The 19,202-nt window shown below is 66.1% G+C and carries 15 protein-coding genes; 7 read left to right on the top strand and 8 right to left on the bottom strand.

Annotation, left to right across the window (positions count from 1 at the left end; genetic code table 11):
* Nucleotides 1-38 precede the first annotated feature (38 nt).
* The 6 genes from AC1DCZ_RS02075 to AC1DCZ_RS02050 form a co-directional block, all read right to left on the bottom strand.
* Nucleotides 39-584, bottom strand: coding sequence for a GNAT family N-acetyltransferase (locus tag AC1DCZ_RS02075; RefSeq protein WP_476973197.1), 546 nt, complete (start codon nucleotides 582-584; stop codon nucleotides 39-41).
* A gap of 133 nt (nucleotides 585-717) precedes the next feature.
* The gene (locus tag AC1DCZ_RS02070; RefSeq protein WP_476973310.1) at nucleotides 718-1,572 is read right to left on the bottom strand and encodes a TolB family protein; all 855 of its coding nucleotides are present in this window, start codon (nucleotides 1,570-1,572) and stop codon (nucleotides 718-720) included.
* Between the two features lie 171 nt (nucleotides 1,573-1,743).
* Nucleotides 1,744-2,739, bottom strand: a complete 996-nt coding sequence (locus tag AC1DCZ_RS02065) for a sugar phosphate isomerase/epimerase family protein (protein WP_476973196.1) — start codon at nucleotides 2,737-2,739, stop codon at nucleotides 1,744-1,746.
* A 1-nt stretch (nucleotide 2,740) separates the two neighbouring features.
* Complete coding sequence (locus AC1DCZ_RS02060) at nucleotides 2,741-3,931, bottom strand: Gfo/Idh/MocA family protein (protein WP_476973195.1); 1,191 nt, start codon at nucleotides 3,929-3,931, stop codon at nucleotides 2,741-2,743.
* Between the two features lie 10 nt (nucleotides 3,932-3,941).
* The gene (locus tag AC1DCZ_RS02055) at nucleotides 3,942-5,063 is read right to left on the bottom strand and encodes a Gfo/Idh/MocA family protein (RefSeq protein ID WP_476973194.1); all 1,122 of its coding nucleotides are present in this window, start codon (nucleotides 5,061-5,063) and stop codon (nucleotides 3,942-3,944) included.
* On the bottom strand, nucleotides 5,063-5,794 hold the full coding sequence (locus tag AC1DCZ_RS02050; protein ID WP_476973193.1) for a sugar phosphate isomerase/epimerase family protein: 732 nt from the start codon (nucleotides 5,792-5,794) through the stop codon (nucleotides 5,063-5,065). The genes AC1DCZ_RS02055 and AC1DCZ_RS02050 overlap by 1 nt, the downstream gene beginning before the upstream one ends.
* A 197-nt stretch (nucleotides 5,795-5,991) precedes the next feature.
* Here AC1DCZ_RS02050 and AC1DCZ_RS02045 point away from each other — a divergent pair, with 197 nt between their 5' ends.
* From AC1DCZ_RS02045 to AC1DCZ_RS02025, 5 genes are all read left to right on the top strand, one after another.
* Nucleotides 5,992-7,218: an ROK family transcriptional regulator gene (locus AC1DCZ_RS02045; RefSeq protein ID WP_476973192.1), complete on the top strand. Its 1,227-nt coding sequence runs from the start codon at nucleotides 5,992-5,994 to the stop codon at nucleotides 7,216-7,218.
* 159 nt (nucleotides 7,219-7,377) lie between these two features.
* Nucleotides 7,378-8,706, top strand: a complete 1,329-nt coding sequence (locus AC1DCZ_RS02040) for an ABC transporter substrate-binding protein (protein WP_476973191.1) — start codon at nucleotides 7,378-7,380, stop codon at nucleotides 8,704-8,706.
* Nucleotides 8,707-8,779: 73 nt separating this feature from the next.
* Nucleotides 8,780-9,754 carry a carbohydrate ABC transporter permease gene (locus AC1DCZ_RS02035; protein ID WP_476973190.1) on the top strand — a complete coding sequence of 325 codons (975 nt, stop codon included), beginning with the start codon at nucleotides 8,780-8,782 and terminating at the stop codon, nucleotides 9,752-9,754.
* A complete protein-coding gene (locus AC1DCZ_RS02030) occupies nucleotides 9,747-10,586 on the top strand; it encodes a carbohydrate ABC transporter permease (RefSeq protein WP_476973189.1) in 840 nt (279 codons plus the stop codon). Before AC1DCZ_RS02035 ends, AC1DCZ_RS02030 begins: the two co-directional genes overlap by 8 nt.
* Nucleotides 10,587-10,804: 218 nt before the next feature.
* A complete protein-coding gene (locus AC1DCZ_RS02025) occupies nucleotides 10,805-11,998 on the top strand; it encodes an MFS transporter (RefSeq protein ID WP_476973188.1) in 1,194 nt (397 codons plus the stop codon).
* 198 nt (nucleotides 11,999-12,196) lie between these two features.
* On the opposite strand, the gene aceB is transcribed toward AC1DCZ_RS02025, so the two are convergent.
* Both aceB and aceA read right to left on the bottom strand, forming a co-directional pair.
* Nucleotides 12,197-13,861: a malate synthase A gene (gene aceB, locus AC1DCZ_RS02020; RefSeq protein WP_476973187.1), complete on the bottom strand. Its 1,665-nt coding sequence runs from the start codon at nucleotides 13,859-13,861 to the stop codon at nucleotides 12,197-12,199.
* A 213-nt stretch (nucleotides 13,862-14,074) separates the two neighbouring features.
* A complete protein-coding gene (gene aceA, locus AC1DCZ_RS02015) occupies nucleotides 14,075-15,421 on the bottom strand; it encodes an isocitrate lyase (RefSeq protein WP_476973186.1) in 1,347 nt (448 codons plus the stop codon).
* Between the two features lie 170 nt (nucleotides 15,422-15,591).
* Here aceA and AC1DCZ_RS02010 point away from each other — a divergent pair, with 170 nt between their 5' ends.
* Nucleotides 15,592-17,076, top strand: coding sequence for a helix-turn-helix domain-containing protein (locus AC1DCZ_RS02010; RefSeq protein WP_476973185.1), 1,485 nt, complete (start codon nucleotides 15,592-15,594; stop codon nucleotides 17,074-17,076).
* 300 nt (nucleotides 17,077-17,376) lie between these two features.
* Nucleotides 17,377-19,125, top strand: coding sequence for a pyruvate dehydrogenase (locus AC1DCZ_RS02005; protein ID WP_476973184.1), 1,749 nt, complete (start codon nucleotides 17,377-17,379; stop codon nucleotides 19,123-19,125).
* Nucleotides 19,126-19,202: the final 77 nt, after the last annotated feature.

Here is a 19,202-nt window from a genome sequence, read left to right as displayed (position 1 = left end):
CCCCTGCCGTGGCATTCCCCGGCTGGCTGACTGGTTCATCACTCCCGCGGAGCGGGGAGGGCGAGTTCCATGACGAAGTCGTGTTCCACCGTGTGGCCCAGACGGAAAGACCTGGTGCCGACCCGGCGGAAGCCAGATTTCTCGTAGAACCGGATGGCCCGGGCGTTCTGGCTGTTCACACCCAGCCAGAGTCCTTGGGCGCCGGTGGCCGACCCCGCGCTGACGCTGGCGTGCATGAGCCCGGCTGCGGCGCCGAGACCGTGGTGATCCGGGTGGACGTAGCATTTGCTGAGTTCGACAGAGGGCAGCAGGGTCAGCGCCGCGGCAGCGTCCGGGTCCTGGGCGGCCCGGTCCACCAACAGGCTGTATCCGCAGAGCTCGCCGTCGGCGTCGATCACGAGCACCGTGACATCCGGATCTGCCAGGTGGGTGCGGAAGTTGTCCGCGCTGAGCGTGTTCGCGACGTGCGCCGCGATGTCCTCCGGGGGTGAACCGGGCGGGCAGGCCAGCGGAAAGGTGGCGGCCGCCAGCGCTGCCAGCCTGCCGGCGTCGTCCGAGGTTGCCGTCCTGATCACGTGGGTCATGCAGAGAACCCTAGTCCGCTGCAGGGCCGCGTTCGATCCGTGAAGCCTTGTCGCGGCAGGCGTCCTTTCGGCGGCGGACGCCCGCTTGCGCCGGATTCCGCTGCGCAAAGGGGAGTCCCCGTGGACCGCAGCGTCAGCCGACGGGGTAGGCAACGTACGCGAACCGGGTCGAGCCGGGGGACCAGCTGTTGACATTGAGAGTTCCCTGCCCGCCAAACAGGGGCCAGGAGTGGAGCGGCATGGTCCAGTCCGTCGCTGAGACCGCGACGATTTCCACGGACAGGCCGGCGGGGTGGCCGATGGTCCCGGGCGGGAACCGGAGGTAGCACGCGAAACGCCCGTCGGGTGAGATGTGCGGGAACCAGTCCACCGTTTCGCTCTCGATCAGGCGTTCAAGGCCGCTTCCGTCCGGGCGCACGCGTCCGATCTGGGCGTGCCCGGGCTGGCTGGTGAAGGCTTCCGTGTTGAGGTAAAGCCACTCACCGTCCGGTGAATACTCCGGGCCATCGCAGTGCCCGGGCCCGACGTCGATGTGTGCGGAGGCGCCCCCGCTGGCCGGCATGGTCATGATCCGGCCCGGGTGTCCGGAATTGCCGGCCTCGATGCCCACGTACGCCAGCTCACGTCCGTCGGGGCTCACGCCGTGAAGGAAATGGAGCATACCGTCCTCTGCTGTGATCCGCGTTGCCGGACCGCCCTGGAGCACCGACCGGTAGATATGGCCGTCGTTGGCCGAGAGGTAGATCAGGCCGTCGGGCGCGAGCACGTGATCATTGTTCAGGGCGGGGATGCCGGCGAGGGGCACCCGGCCGAGCGAGCACGTGCGGAGGTCCAGCCGCCACAATGCGCCCGCGCCATTGAGGACGAGCGCGCCGTCGTCATGGGTCCAGTTCGGTGCCTCCAGGAGCAGGCCGTCTGTAGCGAAGATCAGCTCCCGCGAACCAGTCGTGACGGACGCGACCCAGACCTCGCAGCGCTGGCCGGGCATGAGAATCCGCACCGCGGCCGCATATGGCGCCAATGCTGGTTCCGCAGCAGGTCCTGTTGAGGCAGTGCTCTCCGGGTCATTCGACATGGCGACTCCTGACGGCGGCGCGCCGGACCGTTTCCGCCGACCGTGTCCGGACCCGTAGCGGGGATGGGCGCATGCTTCGTGAAGCTACTGCTTGAACGCGGCGTCGAAGGAGGTGTTCGACGCCGGGAAATCGAACCACTTGAGCGCGGCCAGGGCTTCAGGGGCGCCGTGGAGCCGGTCCATGCCGGCATCCTCCCATTCGATGCTGATGGGGCCGTCGTAGCCGATCGCGGTCAGGGCACGGAACGAGGATTCCCAGGGGACGTCGCCGCGGCCTGCCGAGACGAAGTCCCAGCCTCGGCGGGGGTCGCCCCAGGGCAGGTGCGAGCCCAGCACGGTGTTCCTGCCGGTGGGCCGGAGCTTGGTGTCCTTGCAGTCCACGTGGTAGATCCGGTCCTTGAAATCCCAGATGAACGAGACCGGGTCGATGCCCTGCCACATGAAATGGGAGGGATCCCAGTTCAGCCCGAACGCTTCGCGGTGGCCGATGGCCTCGAGGGTGCGGACGGTGGTCCAGTAGTCGTAGGCGATCTCGGAGGGGTGGACCTCGTGGGCGAAGCGGACCCCGCACTCGTCAAAGACGTCCAGGATGGGGTTCCACCGGTTGGCGAAGTCCTGGTAGCCGGCCTCGATCACCTTCTCCGGGACGGGCGGGAACATCGCGACGTACTGCCAGATCGAGGAGCCCGTGAAGCCGACCACGGTGTCCACGCCGAGGGCCTTGGCGAGCCGTGCGGTGAGTTTCATTTCCTCGGCGGCCCGGGTGCGGACGCCTTCGGGGTCGCCGTCGCCCCAGACCCTGGTCCCGACGATCGCCTCGTGCCGGAAATCGATCGGGTCATCGCAGACGGCCTGGCCCTTGAGGTGATTGGAGATGGCCCAGACCTTGAGGTTGTACTTCTCGAGTACGTCGAGTTTGGACTCGACGTAGCCGGGCTCGTCCCAGCGCCACGCGTCCAGGTGGTCGCCGGAGACGGCGATTTCCAGGCCGTCGTAGCCCCAGCCGGACGCCAGGCGCGCGACTTCCTCGAAGGGGAGGTCGGCCCACTGGCCGGTGAACAAGGTGTACGGGCGGGGCATGTCAGGCTCCTTCGGTCATGGGGGCGGGCGCGGGGGACGCTGCCAGCTGGATAGTGGAGCTCTTCGCTGCCGCGCTCTCCTGAACCGCGGCCAGAATACGCTGGACAGCCAGCCCCTCCTCGAACGACGGCGAGGGCTGGGTTCCGCTGCCGATCGCCACGAGAAACTCCCGAGCCTGGTGGGTGAAGGCGTGTTCCCAGCCGAGCACGTGTCCCTGCGGCCACCATGCGCTGACGTAGGGGTGCTCGGGCTCGGTCACGAGAATGCGGCGGAATCCCTGTTCGCGGACGGGTGCCGTGCCGTCAAGGAACTGGAGCTCATTGATGGTCTCCAGATCGAAGTGGAGCGCGCCGCGGCTGCCATAAATCTCAATCGACAGGGAATTCTTCTTTCCGAGCGCGACACGGGAGACCTCGACGCTGGCCACGGCGCCCCCGGCCAGGGACAGGGTGGCCCAGGCGGCGTCGTCGACCGTCACGGGCTCCGGGCCGGCGGGCCCGGGGCGTTCCGTGGTGAACGTGTGCAGCCGGCCGGAGACTTCTGTAACCGTGTCGCCCAGGAGGAACTGGATCTGGTCCACAGCGTGCGAGGCGATGTCCCCCAGCGCCCCGGACCCGGCTGACTCCTTGCGCAGCCGCCATGTCATCGGCGCCTGCCCGTCGGCCAGCCAGTCCTGGAGATAGCTGGCGCGCACCTGCCGGATGGTGCCCAAACGGCCCTCGCTGATCAGTTCCCTTGCCAGTGCCAGCGCAGGTACGCGCCGGTAGGTGTAACCCACCATGGACTGCACGCCGCGGTCGCGGGCAGCCTGTGCGGCCTCGACCATGGCTTCGGCTTCGGCCAGGGTATTGGCTAAGGGCTTTTCGACCAGGACATGTTTGCCCGCGGCCAGGGCTGCGGTGGCGATCTCGGCGTGCAACCAGCCAGGGGCGCAGATGTCGACGATGTCGATGTCGTCCCGGGCGATCACGTCCCGCCAGTCCGTGGCCGCCTCTGCCCAGCCGTACTCTGCGGCGGCGGCCGCGACCCCGACGGGGTCGCGGCCGACGAGGACCTTCTGTTCGAAGGCCGGAACCTCGAAGTAGCTGGCCACGTTCCGCCACGCGTTTGAGTGGGCCTTGCCCATGAAGGCGTAGCCGATCATGGCCACCCCCAGGGGTGAAGGGCCAGGGGCGGCCGTGTGATCCAGCATCGGGGGCATCCTAGAGGGTAGCGGCGGTAGGGTCCCAGTCGGCGGGCAGCGGGGGAGCCGCCGACGCAGTACTGGCCAGGTCAATGAACGTCCCGGTTTCGATGGATTCGGCGATCGACACCATGGCGTCGAGCACGTGGTAGGCCATCTGCCCCTGGGCGCGGTGCGGAACGCCGGCCCGGATGGCACGGGCCATTTCCAGCACACCGGTGCCGCGGGAGGACTTCGAACCGACGGCTGCTATGACCTCCGGCGCCTCCGCGCCGCGGCGCGTCAGCAGAATATCGCCGTCGAACATATTCGGATCGGGGAAGGCAATGGTCGCCTCGGTCCCGTTGACCTCGACAAAACCGGCCCGCTGCAGGTTGGAGTCAAAGCTGAAGATGCTCTGGGATGACTCGCCTCCTGCGAACTGGGCGATCGCGCTGACGTGGCTCGGCACGGTGACGTCGAATTCCTCGCCGGCCTTGGGGCCGGAACCAATGATGCGCTTCTGCCGGGAGGTGGATCCGAAGGCCGCCACCTTGGCGATCGGGCCAAAGGTCTGGACGAGCGTTGTCAGGTAGTAGGGCCCGATATCGAAGAGCGGTCCCGCACCCTCCTGGAACAGGAAGGCAGGATTCGGGTGCCAGGATTCCGGGCCCGGGGACTGCATCAGCGTCAACGCGGTCAGCGGAACGCCGATGCCGCCTTCGGCGATTATCCGCAGGGCTGTCTGCAGGCCGGCACCCAAAAACGTGTCCGGTGCGCAGCCCAAGCGGACACCTGCGGCGTCAGCGGCTTTAAGCAGTGCGAGGCCACTGTCCCGGTCAAGCGAGAAGGGCTTCTCGCTCCAGACGTGCTTCCCGGCGGTGACGGCAGCGGTGGCAACTTCCACGTGGGCTGCCGGCGTGGTCAGGTTGACGACGATTTCGACGTCGGGGTGGGTCAGGGCAGCCTGGACGCCGCCGGAGGCGGGAATGCCGAATTCTGCGGCGCGCGATGCAGCGGCCTCTTCGAACATGTCGGCCACGACGTGGACCGTCACGTCCGGGAAGCTCGTGAGGTTGCTTAGGTATTCCTTGCTGATGACTCCGGCGCCAATGATGGCGACGCCGACGGGACCGGTCCGCGGAGAGCTTGCCGTTGCCATTACTTCCCTGCCTTCAGGTACGTCAATGAATCGCCGACGGCGTCGAAGATGTCTCCGGTGAAATCGTCCAGTTCCACGACCCCGGCTTCGAGGCTCTTGGCGGCAGCGATGATCTCCCGGATCGGCATCCTGCCGGCGCCGACGGCAACCTGGTCTTTGTCCACCTTGGTTAACGGGCCGTCCTTGATGTGGATGAACTTCACCCGGTCACCGAGCCGTTCGAGCAGTGCGACCGGCTCTTCTCCGCCGACGGCGGCCCAGTAGGTGTCCACCTCGAGCACCACCTGGGGATCCAAATTCTCTGCCAGCACTTCCAGCGCAGATCGGCCGTTGATCCGGTTTTCCAGCTCGAACTCGTGGTTGTGGTAGCCGACGGCGATGCCGTATTCAGCGCCCTTGGCGGCTGCCGCGTTGAGCGCCTTCGCCGTCTCCTTGATGTCGGCCTCTGTGGTCCACCGGGCGCTGTCGACGTGCGGGTCGATGACCGTTCCGATGCCAAGCTTCTGCGCGGCCTGGAAGATTTCGTCCTGGTCGGCGCGGAGCAGGGGGGCATGGCCAGAGGGGGCCGTGAGCCCGTTCGCGCTCAGGGCGGCCGCCAGGGCGTCGGCCGTGGCCACGAAGTTGTACGGCTCCACCGCGGTGAAGCCCAGTTCGGCCACGCGTTTGACCGTGCCTTCCAGATCTTCTTCCAAGGGGCCGCGAACGGTGTAAAGCTGAAGGGAGTAAGTCACAGGTTCTCCTGGCGTAGATGCTTTCGGCCTAAGGCCGATCCCGGCAGTTGCTGGCTCGTGCGCAGCGAATGATTGTTGCGAACCGCCGCACCAGTAAAGCTAGGACAGCTTTTGTCGACAGTCAAGCAAAAGTTGCGCGTGGTCAGCCACCAATAGAGATTGTGACAGGAATAAGCCCGTCATGCTTACATTGATCCATGTCAACTCCGCCCGTCTCCGAGCTGCAGTCCTCCCGCATTCCCGCGTCTGCCGCGCCGGCGGGCGGCCAGTCGCGAACGGGGGAGCTTTTCCAGCTCCTGCGCGACGGCCGGGCACGCACGCGCGCTGAACTCGCCGACATGACCGGCCTGGCAAGGTCAACCATCGCTGCCCGTGTTGACGCGCTCATGTCATTGGGCCTCATTGGTCCGGCCGGTGAGGCGTTTTCCTCCGGCGGGCGTCCGCCGTCGCGCTTCGCCTTCCAGCCCTCCGCGCGCATAGTCATGGCCGTAGACGTCGGCGCCACGCACATCCTTGTCGCGGCCACCGACCTGAGCGGCCGGGTCCTCGCCGAGTCCAGGGTGGACATCGAGATCTCCGCCGGGCCGCAGGCAGTCCTTGACCGTGTCGTGAAACTCTGCCGCACGCTGCTGGCCCGGACCGGCCGGGATGCACGCGAGCTTGCCGGCATCGGGATCGGACTGCCGGGACCTGTGGAACACTCCAGCGGGAAACCGGCCAATCCCCCCATCATGCCGGGCTGGGACGGCTTCGACGTCCCGCACTATATCCAGCGCAGTTTTGATACCCACGTCGCCGTCGACAATGACGTGAACATCATGGCGCTGGGGGAGCGGGCCTTCTATTGGCCCGACGTCGACAGCCTGCTCTTCATCAAAGTCGCCACCGGAATCGGGGCCGGTATCATCAGTGGCGGCCTGCTGCAGCGCGGCGCTGACGGCACCGCCGGCGACATCGGACACGTCCGGGTGCCGCGCGGGGAGGGCCTTCTTTGCCGGTGCGGCAACTACGGATGCCTGGAGGCGCTGGCCTCCGGACCCGCAGTGGCCGCCGCCCTGACCGCCGAGGGAGTGCACGCCGAAACCGGCGAGGATGTACTCGAGCTTGCCCGCCGCGGCAATGTCAAGGCCGTCCAGGCCATGCGCCAGGCCGGCCGCGACGTGGGGGACGTGCTGGCAACGTGCGTAAACCTGCTCAACCCCTCCGTGATCGTTATCGGCGGCGGGTTGGCTGCAGGCGGGGAATACCTCCTGGCGGGCGTCCGCGAGGTGGTCTACCAGCGTTCCCTGCCGCTGGCTACTGCCCGCCTGCGCATCGTCCAGTCGATGGCAGCCGACCAGGCCGGCGTGCTTGGTGCGAGCCGCATGGTCGTTGATGACATTCTCTCCCCTGCAACTATCGAAGCCCTCCTCGAAAAGGCTTAACCAACCCTGGGCCGGGCCTGCGGGGAATCCCCGAAAAAATTCCACCAGCTGAGATTGAACTTTTGATTGACCATCAACATAAGTTCCACTAGTTTTGTGGAAAGTCCGGAGGCCGGACTCTCGATGTGCATTGCGAATCTCAGACAAGGAAGTCATGAAGTGAAAATTCGTACCCTTGCTGCTACTGCTGCTATCGCGGCCCTAGCGCTGACGACGACCGCCTGCGGCGGCAACAGCAACTCTTCTTCCTCCTCTTCCTCCGGTTCGGACGCTTCCGGATCGGGCGGAACCATTACGTACTGGGCCAGCAACCAGGGCACCAGCCTGGACAATGACAAGCAGGTCCTGACACCGCAACTGGAGAACTTCACCAAGCAGACCGGGATCAAGGTCAACCTGGAGGTCATCGGCTGGAACGATCTGCAGACGCGCATCCAGACGGCCGTCACCTCAGGCCAGGCGCCCGACGTCGTCAACATCGGCAACACGTGGGCGGCTTCCCTGCAGTCCACCGGGGCCTTCATGCCCTTCGACGACGCGGCGTTCAAGGCCATCGGCGGTAAGGACAAGTTCGTCAAGACCGCCATGGACACCGGCGGGGTAGCCGGCCAGGATCCGACGTCGGTTCCCGTCTATGGGTTGGCCTACGGGCTGTACTACAACAAGGCCATGTTCACCGCTGCCGGTCTGACGCCCCCCAACAACTGGGAGGACCTGGTCACCGACGCCAAGAAGCTCACCAGCGGCGATAAGTACGGTTTTGCGCTGGCCGCAGGCAGCTACACCGAAAATGCCCACTTCGCCTTCATTAACGCAGCCCAGAACGGCGCGGATCTCTTCGACAAGGACGGCAAACCGACGTTCTCCTCCGACGGCGTGGTCAGCGGGATCGAGCGGTACCTCGACCTGATGCAGAAGGACAAGGTTGTCAACATCGGCAATGCCCAGTACGACAACGGGACCAAGGCAGTCAACGACTTTGCCACCGGCAAGGTAGCCATGATCCTGAACCAGAACAATGCCGACAACTCCATCGTCGCCAACGGCATGACGAGCGACAAGTACGGGGTTGTTCCGTTCCCGGCGCCCTCGGACGCCAAGGCCCAGACGGCCAGCCACGTTGCCGGCATCAACCTGTCCATCTTCAAGAATACGAAAAACAAGGACGCCGCCCTCAAGTTCGTGAACTTCATGACCAGCGCGGAGACGCAGACGGCCCTCGACAAGCCGTTCTCGGCGCTGCCCGTGCTCAATGCGGCCACGCCAAACTTCACCGACAACGCGGATGAAGCGAAAACCTTTGCGGATATCTACGCCAGCAAGGCCAAGCCGCTTCCCCTGGTACCCGCCGAGGACCAGTTCGAAAGCACCGTCGGCAAGGCAATGAACCAGATGTTCGCCAAGATTGCCTCCGGCGGAACCGTCAGCACTGATGACATCCGCACCGCGATGAAAACGGCGGAGCAGCAGGTCGCAGCCGCCGGCTGACGCCACCGGGTGGTGCCGGCAACCCCCGGCACCACCCGTCCGGTCGCCCGCACCTACAGAAAGGTCAGTTCCCGTGGCTGCTGCAACGGCACCCCCTGTCACTACCGAGACCCCTCCGAAGTCCGAGCCCAAGCAACGCCGGCCGCGCCCGTCCGGCTGGTGGCTGCCCTACGCCCTGCTGGCGCCGGCCATCGTCTTCGAACTGGTCATCCACGTCATCCCCATGGTGACCGGTATTTGGATGAGCTTCCTCAAATTGACCAAGGCATTTATCTCCAATTGGGGCAATGCGCCCGTCACCGGCCTGAAGAATTACCAGGTTGCCTTGGACTTCAATGGCGCCGTCGGGTCGGCCTTGCTGCAGTCCTTCCTGGTCACCTGTGCCTTCACTGTCCTGGTGGTTGGCATCTCCTGGACCCTTGGCATGGCGGCGGCCGTGGCCCTCCAGGGCAAATTCCGCGGCCAGGGCTTCTTCCGCACACTCTTCCTGGTGCCTTATGCCCTGCCCATGTACGCCGGCATCATCGCCTGGAAGTTCATGCTGCAAAAGGACACCGGCGCGGTCAACCACTTCATCTATGACAACCTTCATCTGGGCGGGGACAAGCCGTTCTGGCTGATCGGCGACAACTCCTTCGTCGCCGTCGTCGTGGTCGCCATCTGGCGGCTCTGGCCCTTCGCGTTCCTGATGCTGATGGCCGGGCTCCAGTCCATTCCCACCGATGTCTACGAAGCGTCCGCCGTTGACGGGGCCAAGCCCTTCCGGCAGTGGCGCTCCATTACGCTGCCGATGGTCCGGCCGGTGAACATGGTGCTGCTCCTGGTCATGTTCCTGTGGACGTTCAACGACTTCAACACACCCTTCGTGCTGTTCGGCAATGCCCAGCCGCCTGCGGGGGACCTGATCTCCTTCCACATCTACAACGCCTCGTTCCTTACCTGGAACTTCGGCTCGGGCGCGGCCATGTCCGTGATGCTGCTGCTGTTTCTGTTGCTGGTCAGCGGAATCTACCTACTTGTTTTGAACCGGAGGTCCAAGCGTGCGTGAAACCAGCGGATCCAAGGTGTTCCGGATCATCGTCGTTGCACTTCTGACCGTCTTCACGGTGGTGCCCGTTTATGTCATGGTCACCTCAGCCATGAAGCCCCTGGCCGACGTTCAGGGCGCCTTCACCTGGTGGCCGACCTCGGTGACCTTCGCCCCGTTCATTGACATGTGGAAGACGGTGCCGCTGGCATCGTATTTCGTCAACAGTGTCATCGTGGCCGGAGCCGCGACCACCCTGAGCCTGATTATCGCGGTCTTTGCCGCCTATGCGATCTCCCGCTACCGCTTCCTGGGGCGGACTGTCTTTTCCACCACGGTACTGTCGACGCAGATGTTCCCGGGTGTGCTCTTCCTGCTGCCGCTGTTCCTGATTTTCGTGAACATCAACTCGGCCGTGGGAATCCAGCTGGTCGGCACCCGTGCCGGCCTGGTGATCACGTACCTGACGTTCTCCCTGCCGTTCTCCATCTGGATGCTGGCGGGCTACCTTGACGGAATCCCGCGGGATCTGGACGAAGCCGCCAAGGTGGACGGGTGCGGGCCGATGGGCGCCCTGTGGCGCGTAGTGCTTCCGGCCGCGAGGCCAGGACTGGTGGCCGTCGCCATCTACAGCTTCATGACCTCGTGGGGTGAAGTGCTCTTCGCCTCCGTCATGACCACAGACGCCAACCGGACCTTGGCCGTCGGCCTGCAGCTGTATTCCACACAGACGAACGTCTACTGGAACCAGATCATGGCCGCATCGCTGGTAGTCAGTGTCCCGGTCGTGGTCGGCTTCCTGCTTCTGCAGCGCAATTTCGTCGCCGGGCTCACCGCCGGTGCCGTCAAGTAGCGGCCCCGGCTGGAAGGCACGTCAAGGGAGGCGCCGCCAGGGAAGCTTCCCGGCGCGGGTGTGGGGGTCCGTGCCGGCAGCGCCCTCGCGGCGTGGACCCTAGGTGACCATACGTAGGGAGTCGCATTTCGGTCACCGTCCGGCAGCGGTGACGGGCCCGTGATAGCAATGGGACTGATGAAACCGTATTTTTGCCCGCCGGCCGAGCCGCGGCACACATGAGCGCCAACATTCTCGTGAAAGCGCCGCGCGGCTGGATCCTGCTGGTCTCTATCGCGCTCATCGCCCTGAACATGAGGGGCCCCTTTGTCGCCGTGGCGCCGGTGGTCGGCCAGATGCAGCACGATCTCGGATTCTCGCCGGTGGAGCTGGGCTTCCTGACCGGCATCCCGGTGCTCTGCTTCGCTTTGGCCGCGCCGCTGGCCTCCCTTGCCGGGCGAAAGCTCGGCCCGGAGTTCGCGGTCACGCTGACCCTGCTCGGCGTGCTCCTGGGCGTGGTGGTCCGATCGGCGGGCGGGGGCGCCCTCGTCATGCTTGGGACAGTGATTCTCGGCGTCGCCATCACCATCGGCAACATTGTTGTCCCGCTGATCATCCGCAGGGACTTCGCGCCCGCCCGCCAGGGAACGGCCATGGGAATCTACACCGCGGCGCTGAACGTCGGATCCTTCGCGACCTCCATGGTCTCCGCACCGCTGGCAGAGCTCCTGGGCTGGCGCCCTGCCATCGCGGCGTGCGGTATTTTCGCGCTCGCGGCTGCCGCAGTCTGGGGCCTCGCCGTCCGCCGCCGCGCCTTCGTACCAGAGGCCGTGCCCGGGACGGATCCGGCGCGACCCGCCGGCAAGCCGGCGTCGCGATGGATAACGGCGGGCCTCACGGCCGGGTTCGCGGGCCAGGCGTTTTCCTACTACGGCGTGACCGCCTGGCTGCCCAGCCTCCTGTCCGACGAGCTCGGCATGGCGCCTTCAGCCGCCGGGGCAGGGTCCTCGCTCTTCCAGATTTTTGCCATTGCCGGCGGGCTGGGGGTCCCGTTCGCGGCCCGCTTCGCCAACACGACGACGGCGGGCCTCACCCTCGGGCTCTTGTGGCTCACCGTGCCCGTGGGCCTGCTGCTGGCCCCGGAGCTGTGGTGGCTGTGGTCCTCGTTCGGCGGAATCGCCCAGGGCGGCGGCATCACCCTCATCTTCATCGCCATCATCCGGCTGGCCCGGGACCAGGCCTCGGCAGGCCGGATGTCCGCCGTCGTCCAGGGGGCCGGGTACTGCTTCGGGGCCGCAGCGCCGACGCTGCTGGGTTACGTGCACGGGGTTTCCGGCTCCTGGACCGGAGCGCTGCTGCTGATCCTGGGGTCTGTGGCCGCGTTTATCCTCGGCACCTCCCTGTCCCTGCGCCACGTGCCGAAGGCCCACTGAGGCGGCCCCGCATTCGCCGGTATGACAGCCCAGGCCCAGGTTCCGGAGGGAAGCTGGGCCTGGGCTGTCATGTCGACTCCGTTGTCGATGGTGAGGGTGTTCCGTCGCTGGGCTGCCGCCCGGATCTCGGGGTGCCTGTTGCGAAGGGCATGGCAGCCCAGCAGACGGAAATCTGTACGGGCCGGCTTGGCCGCGCGGTTATGCCGGGATGAGCGCGGGGTCCTCGTTGGCGGTGTCGGCGCCGTCGCGGGCCTCATGAAGGAACCGGTCGTAGGCCGGCAGCGTCAGGAAGGCCGGGAACTCGTTGCCGAGCGTAACCTCCTCGAAGATGTCCCGCGCGTCGGCGAAACGGTCGCCTTCGAAGCGTTCCAGTTTCGCGAACTCCTCGTCGAGCATGTCCTCCGCCCACTCGCGGGTGACGACGTCGCCGTCGTCCGTGATGGCCCGGGAGAAGATCCACTGCCACAGCTGCGAACGGGAGATCTCAGCGGTGGCGGCGTCCTCCATCAGGTTGTGGATGGCCACGGCGCCGTTGCCGCGCAGCCAGGACTCGATGTAGCGGATGCCGACCTCGATGTTGTTCCGGATGCCCTGTTCGGTGATGGTGCCGGTGGTCGAGGCGATGTCGAGGAGCGCACGGTCGTCGGGAGTGACGTCCTCGCGGAGGCGGTCGAGCTGGTTCGGACGGCCGCCGAGGACGCCGTCGAACACCTCGCGGCAGACCGGAACCAGGTCCGGGTGCGCCACCCACGAGCCGTCAAAGCCGTCGCCGGCCTCACGGGTCTTGTCTGCGCGGACCTTTTCGATGGCGATCGCGTTAGCTTCGGCGTCCTTGCGGTTGGGGACAGCCGCGGCCATACCGCCGATCGCCATGGCGCCGCGCTTGTGGCAGGCCCGGACGAGCTGCTCGGTGTAGGCCCGCATGAACGGCTGCGTCATGGTGACCTGGCCGCGGTCCGGGAGCACGAAGCGCGGCCCGCGGGTGCGGAAGTTCTTGATCAGGGAGAAGATGTAGTCCCAGCGGCCGGCGTTCAGGCCCGCGGCGTGGTCGCGGAGCTCGTAGAGGATCTCTTCCATCTCGAACGCGGCGGTGATGGTCTCGATCAGCACGGTCGCGCGGATAGTGCCCTGCGGGATGCCGAGCAGGTCCTGGGCCAGGATGAAGATGTCGTTCCACAACCGGGCCTCGAGGTGGTTCTCGATCTTCGGCAGGTAGAAGTACGGCCCCTTGCCCTGGGCGATCAGGCGGCGGGCGTTGTGGAAGAAGTACAGGCCGAAGTCCACGATCCCGCCGGCGATAGGGGTGCCGTCGATGAGCATGTGCTTTTCGGGCAGGTGCCAGCCGCGGGGACGGACCACGATCGTGGGCAGGTCCTCGGCGGCGCGGAGCTTGTACTCCTTGCCCTCCGGGGACGTGAAATCGATCCGCCGCTCCAGCGCGTCGGTCAGGTTCAGCTGGCCCTGGATGACGTTGCGCCACGACGGTGTGGAGGAGTCTTCCATGTCCGCGAGCCAGACCTTCGCGCCGGAATTCAGCGCATTGATCGTCATCTTCTTGTCCACCGGGCCGGTGATCTCCACGCGGCGGTCCTCCAGCCCCGGGGCCGGGGGAGCGACGCGCCAGTTCGGATCGTTGCGGACTGTTTCGGTTTCACGCAGGAACCGCGGATCGTGGCCCTTGGCGATCTGCTGGCGCCGCTCCCGGCGGCCCTGCAGCAGTTCCAGGCGCCGATCCGCCGTGGCCCTGTGCAGCTTGGCCACAAACGCCAGCGCGTCCGGAGTGAGAACCTCGCTCTGCCGGCAAATGGGCTGCGCGGTCAAGGTAATCCCATTGATAGTGAAGCTGTCAGTGAAGCTGTTCATTTCAAATCTCCTTAGAGAAGAAGGAAGTTCGACGGCGGTCGGAGACGTGCGCGCGAGGCCGAAGGTGCCGGTGATGCGGCAGCCTGCGTAAAAGGGCCCTGTGCCGGGGGCCTGTCCTCGCTCAGCGAGGTCAGGCCCCCGACGCGGGGAAGAGCAGGCAGAGCATTACCGGTCCGAAGGCCGGACGCAAGGACCGCCGTCGAACGCTAAGTGTTAGTGGAACTGGCCTTCTTCGGTGGATCCCACCAGGGCCAAAGTGGACGCGTTCGGGTTGAGCGCGGTCGCGATGTCGTCGAAGTAGCCGGTACCGACCTCGCGCTGGTGCTTGGTAGCAGTGTAGCCGCGGGCTTCGGAGGCGAATTCCTTCTCCTGCAGCTCGACGTAGGCGCTCATGCCGTGCCGGGCGTAGCCGTGGGCCAGGTCGAACATCGAGTAGTTCAGGGCGTGGAAGCCGGCCAGGGTGATGAACTGGAACGTGAAGCCCATGGCGCCGAGTTCGCGCTGGAACTTCGCGATTGTGGCGTCATCGAGGTGCTTGCGCCAGTTGAACGACGGCGAGCAGTTGTAGGAGAGCATCTGGTCCGGGAACTCGGCCTTGACGGATTCGGCGAATTTGCGGGCAAGCTCCAGGTCCGGCGTGCCGGTCTCCATCCAGATGAGGTCGGAGTACGGGGCGTAGGCCTTGGCGCGGGCGATGCAGGGTTCGATCCCGTTGCGGACCTTGTAGAAGCCTTCCGGGGTGCGGACCGGCTGTCCGCCTTCGCGGAGGATGAATTCCTGGTCCCGCTCGTCGACGTCGGAGGTGATCAGGGTGGCTGCTTCCGCGTCGGTGCGGGCGATGATGACCGACGGCGTGCCGGCGACGTCGGCGGCGAGGCGGGCCGCGTTCAGCGTCCGCACGTGCTGCTGGGTGGGGATCAGGACCTTGCCGCCGAGGTGGCCGCACTTTTTCTCCGAGGCGAGCTGGTCTTCCCAGTGCACGCCCGCGGCGCCGGCCTGGATCATCGACTTCATGAGCTCGTAGGCGTTCAGCGGGCCGCCGAAGCCGGCCTCGGCGTCGGCCACGATCGGGACCATCCAGTCCTCGACAGTCTGGATGCCTTCGGAGAACTCGATCTGGTCCGCGCGGAGCAGGGCGTTGTTGATGCGGCGCACCACGGTCGGGACGGAGTTGGCCGGGTAGAGCGACTGGTCGGGGTAGGTGTGGCCGGAGTTGTTCGCGTCGGCGGCGACCTGCCAGCCGGAAAGATAGATGGCACGGAGGCCCGCCTTGACCTGCTGCACGGCCTGGTTGCCGGTCAGCGCGCCGAGGGCGTTCGTGTAGTTGCCGGTGCTGTGCTCTTCGGTGAGCTGCTTCCACAGCTTCTCGGAGCCGCGCCGGGCCAGCGTGTGTTCTTCGGAGACACGGCCGCGGAGGCGGACGACGTCGGAAGCCTTGTAGTCCCGGGTGACACCTTCCCAGCGCGGGTCGGCGGCCCACTCGAGCTCCAGGGCGGCGGCCTGCTCGCTTGCCGTGTCCTGCACGGACGGCTGCTGGGTGGGCTCAAATGCTGCAGTCATCTTTGTCTCCTTGGTGGGGTCCGGGGCCGGCCGGCCTGCGTCTCTGCGGGCCTGGCAGGTGGATCCCCGGGTAGTGAATCTTTCCGTAAGACCTACTTTTCTGTACTTTCAAGGGTCTTTCCAGAGCAAGAGTGTGGAAAGAACCGCACTTCTTGACGTATTCTCAAAAAATGCACCCCGCCAGTTGGAACCGCCCGGCTTCGTCACCGTCGTTGCCCTCTGCCCCGGAAGTCGACGTCATCAGCATGGGCCGCCGCGTCCGCCACCTCCGCAAGGCCGCCGGGCTCACGCTCGATGACCTGAGCGCCGCCGTCGGGACAGCACCGAGCCAACTGAGCCTGATCGAAAACGGCAAGCGCGAGCCCAAACTCGGACTGCTCCAGCAGCTTGCCGCAGCGCTCGGGGTCAGCATCGACGAACTCCTCGGCGCGGAACCGCCAAACCGCCGCGCGGCCCTCGAAATCGAGCTGGAGCGCTACCAGCGCAGTCCGATCTACGAGTCCCTCAAGCTGCCCAAAATCCGCATCAGCTCGCGGCTTCCGATGGATGTGCTGGAGTCCATGGTGGGCCTGCAGCACGAGCTCGAGCGCCGGCTCAACGAGCAGATCGCGACGCCGGAAGAGGCCCGCCGCGCGAACGGCGCACTGCGGGCGATGATGCGCGAACGGAACAACTACTTCCCGGAGTACGAGGCCGAGGCGCAGAAGGTCCTGGCCTCGGTGGGCCACACGAGCGGCCCGCTCTCGCACCATGTCATCGCGGACATCGCCGGCCACCTCGGTTTCAGCCTGCACCACGTGGGCGACCTGCCGCATTCCACCCGGTCCGTGACGGATCTTAAGAACCGCCGGATTTATCTCACACAAAATGCCCGGAGCGATCACGACCCCCGTTCGGTGCTGCTGCAGGCCCTGGGCCATTACGTATTGGGGCACCAGACACCCACCAACTACGGCGACTTCCTGATGCAGCGCGTGGCGACGAACTACTTCGCCGCGGCGCTCCTGCTGCCGGAGCAGGCCACCGTGGAGTTTCTGCAGAAAGCCAAGCAGGCCAAGGAGATCGCCGTGGAGGACATCCGGGACGCCTTTGCCGTGTCCTATGAGACGGCGGCGCACCGCTTCACCAATCTCGCCACCCAGCATTTGGACATCCGCACGCACTTCCAGAAGACGCACAAGAGCGGCATCATCTACAAGGCGTATGAGAACGACGGCGTGACGTTTCCGCAGGACCACACCGGCGCCATCGAGGGCCAGTTCTCCTGCCGGAACTGGACGTCCCGGGTGGTCTTCGACGTCGCAGACAAGTTCAGCGCCTACAACCAGTACACGGACACCCCGGCGGGGACCTACTGGTGCACGGCACGGACGGAGCGCTCCGCGAACGGCGAGTTTTCCCTCTCCGTGGGCGTGCCCTACGCACAGGTGAAGTGGTTCCGCGGCCGCGACACCACCGAGCGGTCCAAATCGACCTGCCCGGACGAAAGCTGCTGCAAGCGTCCGCCGGCGGCCCTGGCCTCGGAGTGGGCGGGCAACGCCTGGCCCTCGGCGCGGGCGCATTCGCACTTGCTGGCGGCCATGCCGCCAGGCGCCTTCCCGGGCGTGGACGAAACCGAGGTCTACTCGTTCCTGCAGGCGCACTCCGGGAACTGACCCTCTCTCACTTCCTGCGCGTTTTGGCCTGACGATCCCTCCCTTCCGGCGGCTTTTTGGGGGATGCTCCCTCAGGTCCCGCCACAAGTTGCCAGACGCTCCCTCAGACCAGGTGAGGGAGCGTTTGTCGATCTGTTGCGGAAGGTGAGGGAGCGTCCGGGGATCTGTTGCGGAAGGTGAGGGAGCGTTTGTCGATCTGTTGCGGAAGGTGAGGGAGCGTTCCCTGGACGCGGCTGACAGCGGTCCGGACTATATTGGCCTGTGTCAGCTCATCGATCCACCTCGCGGGAGTGCGCACCCATGGCCAAGGAACTTGCAACCCAGCTTGTCGAACAACTCAAGGCTGCCGGCGTGCAGCGCATCTATGGGATCGTCGGCGACAGCCTGAACCCGATTGTCGACGCCGTCCGCAAGACCGGAGGCTCCGAAAACGGCGGCATTGACTGGATCCATGTCCGGCACGAGGAGGCCGCGGCGTTTGCCGCGGCGGCGGAAGCCCAGCTGACGGGCCGGCTCGCGGTGTGCGCAGGCTCCTGCGGGCCCGGCAACCTGCACCTGATCAACGGGCTGTACGACGCCAACCGCTCCGGGGCGCCTGTCCTGGCCATTGCCTCGCACATCCCGAGCAAGCAGATCGGCAGCAGTTTCTTTCAGGAAACCCACCCGGACCGGCTCTTCAACGAATGCTCGGTCTATTCCGAACTGATCAGCACCGCCGAGCAGGCGCCGAGGGTGATGCACAGCGCCATCCAGCACGCCGTCGCGCTCCGCGGGGTCGCCGTCGTCACCCTTCCCGGTGACATCGCCGGACTGGAAGCGGCCGCCGAAACCCCGTCCCCTGCGGCATTCCGGCCGGCGAGCCTGACACCGGACCACGCCAGCGTGCAGGAACTGGCCGACGCCATCAACGCCGCCGGCAAGGTGGCCATCTTTGCCGGTGCGGGGGTCGAAGGCGCGCACGATGAGGTCATTGCGCTCGCCGAACGGATCAAGGCGCCGATCGGCCATTCGCTGCGCGGCAAGGACTTCATGCAGTACGAGAACCCCTACGACATCGGCATGACAGGGCTCCTGGGCTACGGCGCGGCGGCCGAGGGCATCGAAGATGCGGATCTGCTGATCCTGCTCGGCACGGACTTCCCGTACGACCAGTTCCTTCCGGGGACGCGCACGGCGCAGGTGGACCGGGCCGCGCAGAGACTGGGCAGGCGGACCGACATCGACGTCGCCGTGCATGGCGACATCCTGCCCACGCTCGCTGCCCTCATGCCCTTGATTGAGGCGAAGAAGAGCCGCCGGTTCCTGGACCAGATGCTGAAGAAGCACGACAGGCTCATGAACAAAGCCGTGGGGGCGTACACCCGCAAAGTGGAAAAGACCGAGCCGATCCACCCGGAATATGCTGCGTCCCTGCTGGACCAGGTGGCGGCGGAGGACGCCATTTTCACCGCGGACACCGGAATGTGCAACGTCTGGACCGCGCGGTACATTAACCCCCTCGGTACCCGTCGGCTGATCGGTTCCTACCTGCACGGTTCCATGGCGAACGCGCTGCCGCACGCGATCGGCGCCCAGGTGGCCTACCCCGGGCGGCAGGTGGTCTCGGTCTCGGGCGACGGCGGCCTGTCCATGCTGCTGGGCGAGCTCATCACAGTCGCCGCGCACCGGCTCCCGGTCAACGTGGTGGTCTTCAACAACTCCACCCTGGGCATGGTGAAACTCGAAATGCTGGTGGACGGACTCCCCGACTTCGGCGTCGACGTGCCGGACGCCAACTACGCAGCGGTGGCCCGGACCCTGGGCTTCCACGCCGAGCGCGTCACGGACCCGGCCAAGATCGAGCAGGCCTATCGGGACGCCTTTGCCCACCCGGGCCCATCGCTGGTGGAGCTCATCACGGACCCCCAGGCGCTCTCGCTTCCGCCGAAGATCAAGGGCGCCCAGATCCTGGGCTTCGCCACGGCCATGTCCAAGGTGGTCCTCAACCGGGGCGCCGGTGAGGCCGTCAGCATGGCGCGGAGCAACCTGCGCAACATCCCGCGGCGCTAGCGCGGTTCGAGTTCGCCGGAGGTTCCCGGCGAACTCGCACCTTTCCGGCGAACCGGGCACCGCGACGAGGGTGGACT

Source organism: Arthrobacter sp. 10N418 (assembly GCF_056394725.1).
This window is presented reverse-complemented; position numbering and strand designations above follow the sequence as displayed.

What these genes read in the sequence shown, in the direction of transcription:
- AC1DCZ_RS02075 (WP_476973197.1), bottom strand. Translation starts at nt 584, where the DNA reads ATGACCCACGTGATCAGGACGGCAACCTCGGACGACGCCGGCAGGCTG.
- AC1DCZ_RS02070 (WP_476973310.1), bottom strand. Translation starts at nt 1,572, where the DNA reads ATGCCCGGCCAGCGCTGCGAGGTCTGGGTCGCGTCCGTCACGACTGGT.
- AC1DCZ_RS02065 (WP_476973196.1), bottom strand. Translation starts at nt 2,739, where the DNA reads ATGCCCCGCCCGTACACCTTGTTCACCGGCCAGTGGGCCGACCTCCCC.
- AC1DCZ_RS02060 (WP_476973195.1), bottom strand. Translation starts at nt 3,931, where the DNA reads ATGCTGGATCACACGGCCGCCCCTGGCCCTTCACCCCTGGGGGTGGCC.
- AC1DCZ_RS02055 (WP_476973194.1), bottom strand. Translation starts at nt 5,063, where the DNA reads ATGGCAACGGCAAGCTCTCCGCGGACCGGTCCCGTCGGCGTCGCCATC.
- AC1DCZ_RS02045 (WP_476973192.1), top strand. Translation starts at nt 5,992, where the DNA reads ATGTCAACTCCGCCCGTCTCCGAGCTGCAGTCCTCCCGCATTCCCGCG.
- AC1DCZ_RS02025 (WP_476973188.1), top strand. Translation starts at nt 10,805, where the DNA reads ATGAGCGCCAACATTCTCGTGAAAGCGCCGCGCGGCTGGATCCTGCTG.
- aceB (WP_476973187.1), bottom strand. Translation starts at nt 13,861, where the DNA reads ATGAACAGCTTCACTGACAGCTTCACTATCAATGGGATTACCTTGACC.
- aceA (WP_476973186.1), bottom strand. Translation starts at nt 15,421, where the DNA reads ATGACTGCAGCATTTGAGCCCACCCAGCAGCCGTCCGTGCAGGACACG.
- AC1DCZ_RS02010 (WP_476973185.1), top strand. Translation starts at nt 15,592, where the DNA reads ATGCACCCCGCCAGTTGGAACCGCCCGGCTTCGTCACCGTCGTTGCCC.
- AC1DCZ_RS02005 (WP_476973184.1), top strand. Translation starts at nt 17,377, where the DNA reads ATGGCCAAGGAACTTGCAACCCAGCTTGTCGAACAACTCAAGGCTGCC.